The following is a 10229-nucleotide window of genomic DNA, read 5'->3' on the forward strand; positions in this document are numbered from 1 at the left end:
CGCGGAGCTGAAACCTCCGCGCGCCGGTGCACGTAGAGCCAGGCAGCACCGCACCCTCTCCCCGACACACCCACAGGACCCCGCATGGATCCAGAAAGCATCGCCCCCATGATCGTAATGGTCACCGGGATCGTGACCACCGGCGGGGTGCTCATCCTCCGCCCGCTCACCAAGCGCCTCGGCAACCTGATCGACGTCATGACGCGCGAGCGGCGCCTCCCGGACCGCGGCGCCGAGATCGCCCAGATCCGGGAGCTGATGCAGAGCATGGACGCGCGGATCTCGCTCATCGAGGAGCGCCAGGACTTCGCCGAAGCCCTCCTCTCCTCGGCCGAGACGAGGCGGCCGGCCGCCCTCGGGCGCCGCGCCGGGAACGGCGACGACGCCTGACTCCCGCACTTTCGCACTTCGCACTTCGCACTCCCGCACTTTCGCACTTCCCCGCCCGGGTGCCGCCAGACGGCACCCGGGCTTATTCTTCATGGTTCCAGCCGTCCCGACCACCGCTGCATCCGATGTCGACCACGCTGCGCCACCCCGAGCCACGCACTCCCCGCCGGCGCCGCTCCCGGGACCGGCGCCGCGGCGCGCTCTTCCTCCGGGAGCTGCGGCAGCTCCTCGCGGTGGCGGGGCCGCTCGTGGTCAGCCAGCTCGGCCAGGTGGGAATGAGCACCGCGGATACCATCATGGTGGGGCCGCTGGGCGCGGACGCGCTCGCGGCCGCGGGGCTGGGAAGCGCGCTGCACGTCGCCATGCTCATGCTCTTCACCGGCACGGTGCTGGGGATGACGCCGCTGGTGAGCCAGGCCTTCGGCGCGGGCGACCGAGAGCGCTGCCGCGAGGTGCTGATGCAGGGGCTCTGGCTGGCGCTGGCGCTGAGCGTCCCACTGGCGTGGCTCACCTTCCTGGGCGGCGACATCGCCCGCTTCTTCGGGCAGAAGCCCGGCGTCGCCGAGCTGGCCGGTGAGTACATGGACGCCCTGGCCTGGGGAGCGCTCCCCGCCCTGCTCTTCCTGGCCTTCCGGCAGTTCATGGAGGGGATGGGGATCACCGCCCCGGCCATGGTCATGACCTTCGTCGGGCTGGCCGTGAACGTCGCCGCCAACGCGGCGCTCATCTACGGGGTGGAGGGGTGGGTCCCGGCGCTGGGGTTGGTGGGGAGCGGCTGGGCGACGACCATCACCCGCTGGGCGATGCTCGCGGCCATGGTGGGATACCTCCTCCTCCACCCGCGCTTCCACCCGTTCCGCGGCGTGAGCTGGCGCCCGCACGCCGCGCTGCTGCGGCGGATCACCGCCATCGGCGCCCCCATCGGCGCGCAGCTCGGCGTGGAGGTGGGGCTCATCTCCTTCACGGCGGTGATGGTGGGATGGTTCGGCCCGGTGGAGCTGGCGGCGCACCAGGTCACCATCAACCTGGCGAGCGTCACCTTCATGGTCGCGCTGGGGGTGAGCCTGGCGGGCTCCATCCGGGTGGGGCAGCACGTGGGGGCGGGGAGCGAGCGCGGGGTGCGGCGCGCAGTGGCGGCCACCTACCTGTGCGCGGTGGGGTTCATGTCGCTCACGGCGGTGGCCTTCTTCCTCTTCCCGCGGGAGCTGGTGGGGCTGTACACCTCCGACCCCGGGATCGTCCGGGTCGCCACCTCGCTGATGGTGGTGGCGGCCTTCTTCCAGGTGTTCGACGGAGCGCAGGTGGCGGGGCTGTGCGCCCTGCGCGGCGCCTCGGACACACGCGTCCCCATGCTGATGGCGGTGGCGGGGTACTGGGGGATCGGGGTCGCGGTGGGATACCTGCTGGGCTTCCACACCACCCTGGGACCGGCCGGGGTGTGGGCGGGGCTCAGCGCCGCGCTCGCGACCGTGGCGGTCCTCCTCGCCTGGCGGGTGCGGCGGGTGCTCTGGTGACGGGGCAGCGCACACCGCCGTCTGAAACTTCCGCAGGGATGCTCCCGTAGTCGCCCCTGAGCAGGGCACAGTCCCCGACCCGAACCCCAGCACACTTCACGATGCTTTCTCACCTGGCCCTCCTGAGTACGACACTCCTCGCGCCGCCCGCGGACTCCCTGAAGTCCGTGAGCGCCGTTCGCATCCCCGCGGGGGAGACCCCCACGGTGGACGGCCGCCTGGACGAGGCGGTCTGGAGCCGCGCCGAGCCGGCGAGGGGCTTCATCCAGAACGCCCCCAAGGCGGGGGCGCCGGCCTCGCAGGACACCGAGGCGTGGGTGGCGTACGACGACCAGGCCGTCTACGTGGCGGTGCGGATGTACGACACGCGCCCGGACTCGATCGTGGGGCAGCTCGCCCGGCGCGACGCCGACATCTACTCCGACTGGGTCCAGGTCGGCTTCGACTCGTTCCACGACCGGCGCACCGCCTACATGTTCGGGGTGAACCCGCGCGGGGTGAAGCAGGACTTCTACCTGTTCGACGACACGAACAACGACAGGGGCTGGAACGCCGTGTGGGACGCGGCGGCACGGGTGGACTCGCTGGGGTGGACGGCTGAGTTCCGCATCCCGCTCTCCCAGCTCCGCTACAGCGCCCGCGACCTGGCCGGGGGGAGGGTCTGGGGCTTCAACGTGCGGCGCGAGGTGGCCCGCACGCGCGAGGAGACGTTCTGGGCCCCGGTCCTCCCCAACGTGGCGGGGGTGGTGTCGCGCTTCGGCGAGCTGCGGGGCCTCTCCGGGCTCCCCTCGCCGCGCAACCTCGAGGTGCTCCCGTACACGTCGGCGCGGCTCACCCGCGCCCCGGAAGAGCCGGGGAACCCCTTCTACAGACGCAACGATCCCGGCGCGGGAGTCGGCGCGGACGTCAAGTACGGGATCACCTCCAACCTGACGCTCACCGCGACCGTCAACCCGGACTTCGGGCAGGTGGAGGCGGACCCCTCGCAGGTGAACCTCACCGCGTACGAGAGCTTCTTCTCGGAGCAGCGGCCCTTCTTCGTGGAGGGGGCAGACATCTTCCGCTTCGGGCTGGGCGCCGGGGACGGCGACTTCGGCTCGGAGGCGCTCTTCTACTCCCGGCGCATCGGGCGCTCGCCGCAGGGCGTGGGCGACCGGGTCCCCGGCCGCGCGGAGTTCAGGGACGTGCCGGAGGTCAGCAACATCCTGGCGGCGGCGAAGGTCACCGGCCGCACGCAGAGCGGGTGGTCGCTGGGCTTCATGGACGCGGTGACCGGGCGCGAGGAGGCCCGCTTCATCCACCCCGGAACCGGCCAGCGGGCCAGCGTGGCGGTGGAGCCGCTCACCAACTACGGGGTGGCGCGGGTGATCCGCGCCTTCCGGCAGGGGCAGAGCGCGGTGGGCGGGATCGTGACCACCGTGCACCGCGACCTGCGCGAGGAGGACCGCCTGGACTTCCTCCGCTCCTCCGCGTACGCGGGCGGAGTGGACGCGCGTACCCGATACGGCGGCGGGAACTACGAGATCCGCGGGTGGGTGCTGGGGAGCAGCGTGTACGGCGACAGCGCCGCCCTCTGGCGCACCCAGCGCTCCTCCACGCGCTTCTTCCAGCGCCCCGGCGCCGACCACCTGGAGCTGATCCCGAACCGCGGCTCGCTCGCCGGGTGGGCGGCGAACGTGGAGACGTACAAGATGGGCGGGGGGAACTGGCGCTGGGCCACGGTGCTGAACGCGCGCTCCCCGGGCTTCGAGGCCAACGACCTGGGCTTCCAGCGCGACGCCGACCAGGTGCTCTGGGCCGGGAACCTCCGCTACCAGCAGAGCACGCCGGGACGCACCTTCCGGAACTGGAACCTGGGGACCAACCTCTGGACGGGGTACACCTTCGGCGGCGAGCGGACGGCTCTGGGGGGGAACGCCAACGGGAGCTTCCGCCTCCTGAACTTCTGGGGGGCCCACGGCGGGCTCAACTTCGAGCGCCCGGTGGTGAGCGTGCGCGCGCTCCGCGGCGGGCCGTCGCTGGAGGTCCCCGCCTCGTACAACGCCTGGAGCGGGCTCAGCAGCGACAGCCGGAAGGAGGTCTACGGCTCCCTGAACGCCAGCGGCGGATGGAGCGAGGAAGAGGACGGCTACAACTGGAACCTCAGCACCTCGCTGACCTGGCGTGCCTCCACGAGGAGCAACCTGTCGCTCCGTCCCTCGTACTCGCGGTCGCTCAACACCTGGCAGTTCGTCCCGCTGTCCTCGCGGGACGACGGCCGGCCGCACTTCGTCTTCAGCCGCCTGGACCAGACCACCGCGGCGCTCACCGCCCGGCTGAGCTACACCTTCACCCCGAACCTGTCGCTGCAGCTCTACGCGCAGCCCTTCCTCAGCGCGGGAGACGCGAGCGGCTTCCGCGAGGTGGCCCTGACGGGGGAGGGCGACGGGCTGCGGGTAGTGCAGGCCGCACGCTTCAGCGACCGCTTCCGCCCGCTGGGCGACCCGGCGCTCGTGAACGGAGCCTACGCCGTCGACACGGACGGCGACGGCGTGGCCAACTTCCGCTTCGGCAACCCGGACTTCAACTTCAAGGCGTTCCGCTCCAACACGGTGCTCCGCTGGGAATACCGCCCGGGCTCGACCCTCTTCGTGGTGTGGAGCCAGGGGCGCGAGGCTTTCGACCGCGACGGGCGCTTCGAACTGATGCGCGACACGCGCCGCCTCTTCGGCCTGGACGACGACCTCCCGGTCCCCAGCACCAACGTGCTGCTCATCAAGGTCAACTACTGGCTCAGCCTCTGACCCCGCAACGGAGCTCGACGATGACGAAGACGATCGCGGTGCGCGCCCTCGCCGGCGCGGCGGTGCTGGCCGGACTGGCGGCGCCCGGCGCGGCGCAGCAGGCGGAGCGGTACACGCTGCGGGGCGAGCGGGTGTCCATCCACAACCTCGCGGGCGAGGTCCGCGTGGCCGGGGGCTCCGGCTCCGGCGTGGTGGTGGAGGTCGTGCGCGGCGGCGCGGACGCCCGCGAGCTGCGCGTGGACCGGAAGCAGGTGGACGGAGCGGAGGCGCTGGTGGTGGTCACCCCCGGCGACCGGGTGGTGTACCCGCGCATGGGGCCCCGGTCCAACAGCAGCCTCAGCCTTCGCGAGGACGGCACCTTCGGGCGGGGCGGGCGCAGGGTCACGGTGACCGGCAGCGGCCGGGGGACCGAGGCATACGCGGACCTGGTCGTGCACGTCCCCGCCGGGCGCACCGTCACCCTGCACCAGGGAGTGGGGAAGGTGGATGTTTCCAACGTAGACGGCACGCTGCGCGTCAACACTGCCTCCGCCTCGGTGGCGGCCGCGGGGACGCGCGGGTCGCTCACGGTGGACGTGGGCTCCGGGAGCGTCCGGGTAGAGCGCGCCGAGGGCGACGTGGACGTGGACACCGGCTCCGGGAGCGTCCGTCTGGCGGACGTGCGCGGGCGGAAGCTCCGGGTGGACACCGGGAGCGGGTCGGTGAGCGGGACCGGCATCGCCGCCGACGAGGTGGAGGTGGACGTGGGCTCCGGGTCGGTGGACCTCTCGGGGGTCCGCGCGGAGAACCTCAAGGTGGACACGGGGAGCGGCGGCGTGCGGGTGAGCCTCGCGTCCCCCGCGCGGCGGGTGAAGATCGACACCGGATCGGGAGGGGTGCGGCTCGGCGTCCCCGCCTCGTTCAGCGCCGAGGTCGAGATCGATACCGGGAGCGGGGGGATCCAGGTGGACGTCCCCGCGCAGGCCACGCGGGTCCGGCGCGACTCCTACCGCGGCCGCATCGGGAGCGGCGAGGGGCGGCTGGAGATCGACACCGGGTCCGGGGGCGTCCGGATCACCCGGAGCTGACCGGGGCCGCCCCGCCCCGAGCGTACGAATGCCAGCGAAGCCGTCTCCCCCGCACCACCTTCCCGACGGCACCTTCCGCGTCCCCTGGCCCATGGAGGGGGCGGACGACCGGGGCGCGGCGTCGCTGCTCCGCTGGCAGTGGGAGCGGCTGACCACCCGCCTCCCGCCCAACCCCTCTCCCGGCGACCTCCCCCGCGCCGAGAGCGACGTGGCCCACCCCCGGGCCGCAGCGGACGAGGTGCGCGTCACCTGGGTGGGGCACGCCACCTTCCTGGTCCAGGCGGGCGGCCTCAACTTCCTCACCGACCCGGTGTGGAGCCGGCGCGCCTCGCCGCTCCGCTGGCTGGGTCCGGCGCGCTTCGTCCCGCCCGGGATCGCGTGGGAGCGCCTCCCACCCATCGACGCGGTGCTCCTCTCGCACGACCACTACGACCACCTGGACGACCGCACCGTCCGGCAGCTGCACGCGCGCTTCGGCGACGGGCTCCGCTGGCTCGCGCCGCTCGCCTACCGCGAGTGGCTGGGCGCGCGGGGGATCACGAACGTGGTGGAGCGGGACTGGTGGGAGGCCGCGGAGCTCACGGGCGGGGCGGGGACGCTGCGGGCCACCTGCCTCCCGGTGCAGCACTGGACGAGGCGGGGGCTCCGGGAGTTCAACGACCGCCTCTGGGGCTCCTGGATGCTGGAGGCCCCGGGCGGGCGGCGCGTCTACTTCGCGGGGGACAGCGGCTACTGGAGCGGCTTCCGCGAGATCGGGGAGCGCTTCGGGCCGCTGGACGCCGCCCTGATCCCCATCGGCGCCTACGAGCCGCGCTGGTTCATGCGCCCGGCGCACATGAACCCGGAGGAGGCGGTCCGGACCTACCTGGACCTGGGCGGCTCGGGGACCTTCGCGGCGATGCACTGGGGCACCTTCCGCCTCACCGACGAGGACCCGCTGGAGCCCCCCGTCCGCACCCGCGCCGCGTGGGCGGAGGCGGGGCTCCCGCCCGAGCGCCTCTGGATCCCCCGCCACGGGGAGACGCGCGTGGTCCCCCGCCCCGCGGAGCCCGGGTAGGCGCCTACGGGCGGGCCGGGGCGTTCCCGGCCGGCGCCTGCTGCATCGTGTCGCCCGCCGCCGTTCCGGGGTCGGCTCCGTCGATCCCCTCCAGGGGCGGCGTCGTCTGGATGGCCTCGCCGGCGACGAGCGAGTCCTGCAGCGTCGCGCCCGGGGGCAGCCCCCCCTCCTCGTCGGGGTAGCTCTGCCCCGCTTCCCCCCCGCAGGCGGCCAGGGCGGCGAGCGCGAGGGCGAGAGCGGCGGTGCGGAGGTTCGGCATGCGGTTCTCCCTGCGTGGAGGTTGCGCGGAGGGGGCGGCCCGGTGGGCCGCCCCCTCGTCGTTCACCGGCCGGAGCGCTCAGCGCATCGCGTCCGGGTTGACCAGCTGCTCGGCAAGCCGGGTCAGCCGCTGGTCGGTGCTCCCCTCCTCGTCCAGCGTCTGCTGGAGGAGCTCCGCCTGCCGGTCGAAGCCGAGGGAGCGGGCGTAGGTGCGCACTGTGCCGTACCCGGCGATCTCGTAGTGCTCCACCCGCTGCGCCGAGGTGATCAGCCCGGCGTCCATGACGTCGGAGTCCGCCTTCTTCTTCATCAGCTCCTCGCCCTCCTTGATGATCCCCTCCATGGCCTTGCAGTGGTGGCCGGAGGGCTTGGCGCCGAGGTCGTCGAACACCTGCTCCAGGCGCCGCACCTGGTCGCGCGTCACCTGCTCGTGCTCCTGGAACGCCGTCCTCAGCTCCGGATGGCTGGCCTTCTCCGCCATCTGCGGGAGCGCCTCGAGGATCTGGTTCTCGGCGCTGTACAGGTCCTTGAGCTGCTCGACGTAGAGGTCCTTCAGCGAGTCCATTTTCATGGGGCCCTCTCCTATGTTCGTGGTTTACTTACACTTACGCCGCTCTTACAGGACAACGGCGAGGCCCTGTAGGCGGATGCATGCTGCGTACCAGCGCCGCCGGAGATCGCCCGGGAGGCGGGAGTGGAGGTGGTCTGGTAGCCGAACGGCCCCGCCCCGCGGCCTCGCACCACTTTCCCGCACCGCCGCCCCGGGGTAAGATCATCTCTCCGGCCCTTCCCCTCACCGAGGTCCAGCCGATGCGCCGCAGCCTTCCCGTACTCGCCGCCCTCGCGCTCCTGGCCGCCTGCGCCTCGCTCGCGCCGGCCGGCGGCTCCCTTTCCGCCGAGCAGGAAGCGTTCTGGTCCGCGCTGCGGCAGCACTGCGGCCGCGCCTACGCCGGCACGCTCGCGCAGGGGAACGCCTCCGACACCGCGTTCGCCGGGAAGGCGCTCGTAATGCACGTCCGCCAGTGCGGCGACGACGAGATCCGCATCCCCTTCCACGTGGGGGACGACCGGTCGCGCACCTGGATCGTGACCCGCACCGCCGACGGGCTGCGCCTCAAGCACGACCACCGGCACGAGGACGGCTCGGAGGACCGCATCACCCAGTACGGCGGCGACACCCGGGGTCCCGGCACCGCCGCCAGCCAGGAGTTCTACGCGGACGCGCACACGGCGTTGCTCATCCCTGCCGCCGCCACCAACGTCTGGACGATGGAGGTGGTCCCCGGGGAGCGCTTCGCGTACGCCCTCCGCCGCGAGGGGACCGACCGCCGCTTCCGCGTCGAGTTCGACCTCTCCACCCCGGTCGCCGCACCGCCCGCGCCCTGGGGGTACTGACCGCCTCCCCATCGCTCCGCCGACCGACGATGCGCACGACCGCCCTCGCCCCGCTCCTGGCGCTCCTCGCCGCCTGCGCGCCGCGGACCGCTCCCCCCGCGTCCGCGCCTCCGCCAGCGGCGGAGCTGGTGGTGCTGGGCGCCCGCGCCTGGACCGGCGACCCCGCGCGCCCCGACGCGGAGGCGGTCGCCGTGCGGGGAGACCGGATCCTGGCCGTCGGTACGGACGCGGAGGTGCGCCGGCTGGTGGGACCCGCGACGCGGGTGATCGACGCGCGCGGCGGGATGCTGGTGCCGGGGTTCATCGACGCGCACGTGCACTTCGTAACCGGCGGCTTCCGGCTCGCCTCCGTGCAGCTTCGCGACGCCGCCACCCCGACGGAGTTCGTCGCCCGCATCCGCGACTTCGCGCGCACCGTCCCACCGGGGACCTGGATCACCGGCGGCGACTGGGACCACGAGCGCTGGGGCGGCGAGCTGCCGTCGCGCGCCTGGATCGACTCGGTCACCCCCGAGCACCCGGTGTGGGTGAACCGGCTGGACGGGCACATGGCGCTCGCCAACACCGCCGCCCTCCGCGCCGCGGGGGTCACGCACGCCACACCGGAGGTCCCCGGCGGCACCATCGTGCGGGACGCGGCCGGCGAGCCGGCGGGGGTGCTCAAGGACAACTCCATGTCGCTGGTGGACCGCGTCGTCCCCGAGCCCTCGCCCGCGATGAACGACCGCGCGCTGGACGCCGCCATGCGCCACGTGGCCGCGCAGGGCGTCACCTCCGTGCACAACGTGGGGAGCTGGGCGGACCTGGCCACCTTCCGCCGCGCCCGCGAGGCGGGGACGCTTCGCACCCGGATCTACGCCGTGGTGCCGCTGGACACGTGGGAGCGGCTCCGCGACACGGTGGCGGCTCGCGGCCGGGGCGACGCGTGGCTCCGGATCGGGGGGCTCAAGGGGTTCGTGGACGGCTCCCTCGGCTCGCACACCGCCGCCTTCCACGAACCCTTCACCGACACTCCCGCCGACCGCGGCCTCCTCGTCAGCGAGCCGGACGACCTGTACCGCCGGGTCTCCGGCGCGGACGCGGCGGGGCTGCAGGTGATGGTGCACGCCATCGGCGACCGGGCCAACACGCTGCAGCTCGACATCTTCGAGCGCGTGGCCCGGGAGAACCGCCCGCGCGACCGGCGCTTCCGGATCGAGCACGCGCAGCACGTGGCCCCGGCGGACCTCCCGCGCTTCGGGGCGCTGGGGGTGATCCCCAGCATGCAGCCGTACCACGCCATCGACGACGGCCGCTGGGCGGAGAAGGTGATCGGCCCGGAGCGGATCCGGACCACCTACGCCTTCCGCTCGCTCCTGGACGCCGGGGCGCGCGTCGCCTTCGGGAGCGACTGGTTCGTCGCCCCGCCTACCCCGCTGGAGGGGATCTACGCCGCGGTCACGCGGCGCACGCTGGACGACCTCCACCCGGGCGGCTGGGTGCCGGAGCAGAAGGTCACGGTGGAGGAGGCGCTACGGGCGTACACCGCCGACGCAGCGTACGCCTCGTTCGAGGAAGGGGAGAAGGGGACGCTCGCCCCCGGGAAGCTCGCCGACTTCGTCCTGATCGACCGCGACCTGCGGGCGATCCCGCCGGAAACGATCCGCGACGCCCGCATCCTGGCGACGGTGGTCGGCGGGCGGGTCGTGTACGAGGCCCGCGAGCGGTAGGCGGCCCTCCTTCGCCGGAGCAGAACGCCGAGGCGGCGCCGGGGAATCCCCGGCGC

Annotated in this window: 9 protein-coding genes; 7 read left to right on the forward strand and 2 right to left on the reverse strand. The window is 73.4% G+C overall.

The window, feature by feature from the left end; all coding sequences use genetic code 11:
* Nucleotides 1-84: 84 nt before the first annotated feature.
* The 5 genes from VGR37_07620 (at nucleotide 85) to VGR37_07640 (ending at nucleotide 6811) form a co-directional block, all read left to right on the forward strand.
* Entirely contained in the window at nucleotides 85-390 is a 306-nt protein-coding gene (locus tag VGR37_07620; protein ID HEV2147256.1) for a hypothetical protein, read from the forward strand.
* A gap of 125 nt (nucleotides 391-515) precedes the next feature.
* The gene (locus VGR37_07625; protein ID HEV2147257.1) at nucleotides 516-1904 is read left to right on the forward strand and encodes an MATE family efflux transporter; all 1389 of its coding nucleotides are present in this window, start codon (nucleotides 516-518) and stop codon (nucleotides 1902-1904) included.
* Nucleotides 1905-2071: 167 nt separating this feature from the next.
* The gene (locus VGR37_07630) at nucleotides 2072-4687 is read left to right on the forward strand and encodes a DUF5916 domain-containing protein (GenBank protein ID HEV2147258.1); all 2616 of its coding nucleotides are present in this window, start codon (nucleotides 2072-2074) and stop codon (nucleotides 4685-4687) included.
* Between the two features lie 20 nt (nucleotides 4688-4707).
* Nucleotides 4708-5754 (forward strand): DUF4097 family beta strand repeat-containing protein, encoded by a 1047-nt coding sequence (locus VGR37_07635; protein ID HEV2147259.1) that lies wholly within the window; start codon nucleotides 4708-4710, stop codon nucleotides 5752-5754.
* A gap of 28 nt (nucleotides 5755-5782) precedes the next feature.
* Nucleotides 5783-6811: an MBL fold metallo-hydrolase gene (locus VGR37_07640; protein HEV2147260.1), complete on the forward strand. Its 1029-nt coding sequence runs from the start codon at nucleotides 5783-5785 to the stop codon at nucleotides 6809-6811.
* Nucleotides 6812-6815: 4 nt separating this feature from the next.
* Here VGR37_07640 and VGR37_07645 read toward each other — a convergent pair whose 3' ends face one another.
* Nucleotides 6816-7070, reverse strand: a complete 255-nt coding sequence (locus tag VGR37_07645) for a hypothetical protein (protein ID HEV2147261.1) — start codon at nucleotides 7068-7070, stop codon at nucleotides 6816-6818.
* A 78-nt stretch (nucleotides 7071-7148) separates the two neighbouring features.
* Entirely contained in the window at nucleotides 7149-7640 is a 492-nt protein-coding gene (locus VGR37_07650; GenBank protein HEV2147262.1) for a ferritin-like domain-containing protein, read from the reverse strand.
* Between the two features lie 239 nt (nucleotides 7641-7879).
* Between VGR37_07650 and VGR37_07655 the strand changes: the two genes are divergently transcribed.
* Together VGR37_07655 and VGR37_07660 are read left to right on the forward strand one after the other, a co-directional pair.
* Nucleotides 7880-8464, forward strand: coding sequence for a hypothetical protein (locus VGR37_07655; protein HEV2147263.1), 585 nt, complete (start codon nucleotides 7880-7882; stop codon nucleotides 8462-8464).
* Nucleotides 8465-8493: 29 nt separating this feature from the next.
* Nucleotides 8494-10173 carry an amidohydrolase gene (locus VGR37_07660; GenBank protein HEV2147264.1) on the forward strand — a complete coding sequence of 560 codons (1680 nt, stop codon included), beginning with the start codon at nucleotides 8494-8496 and terminating at the stop codon, nucleotides 10171-10173.
* Nucleotides 10174-10229 lie beyond the last annotated feature (56 nt).

This window comes from Longimicrobiaceae bacterium (assembly GCA_035936415.1).
Lineage (GTDB): Bacteria > Gemmatimonadota > Gemmatimonadetes > Longimicrobiales > Longimicrobiaceae > JAFAYN01.

Bases quoted from the DNA above. Each gene is read 5' to 3' on its own strand.
- VGR37_07620 (HEV2147256.1), top strand. From the start codon at position 85: ATGGATCCAGAAAGCATCGCCCCCATGATCGTAATGGTCACCGGGATC.
- VGR37_07625 (HEV2147257.1), top strand. From the start codon at position 516: ATGTCGACCACGCTGCGCCACCCCGAGCCACGCACTCCCCGCCGGCGC.
- VGR37_07635 (HEV2147259.1), top strand. From the start codon at position 4,708: ATGACGAAGACGATCGCGGTGCGCGCCCTCGCCGGCGCGGCGGTGCTG.
- VGR37_07640 (HEV2147260.1), top strand. From the start codon at position 5,783: ATGCCAGCGAAGCCGTCTCCCCCGCACCACCTTCCCGACGGCACCTTC.
- VGR37_07645 (HEV2147261.1), bottom strand. From the start codon at position 7,070: ATGCCGAACCTCCGCACCGCCGCTCTCGCCCTCGCGCTCGCCGCCCTG.
- VGR37_07650 (HEV2147262.1), bottom strand. From the start codon at position 7,640: ATGAAAATGGACTCGCTGAAGGACCTCTACGTCGAGCAGCTCAAGGAC.
- VGR37_07655 (HEV2147263.1), top strand. From the start codon at position 7,880: ATGCGCCGCAGCCTTCCCGTACTCGCCGCCCTCGCGCTCCTGGCCGCC.
- VGR37_07660 (HEV2147264.1), top strand. From the start codon at position 8,494: ATGCGCACGACCGCCCTCGCCCCGCTCCTGGCGCTCCTCGCCGCCTGC.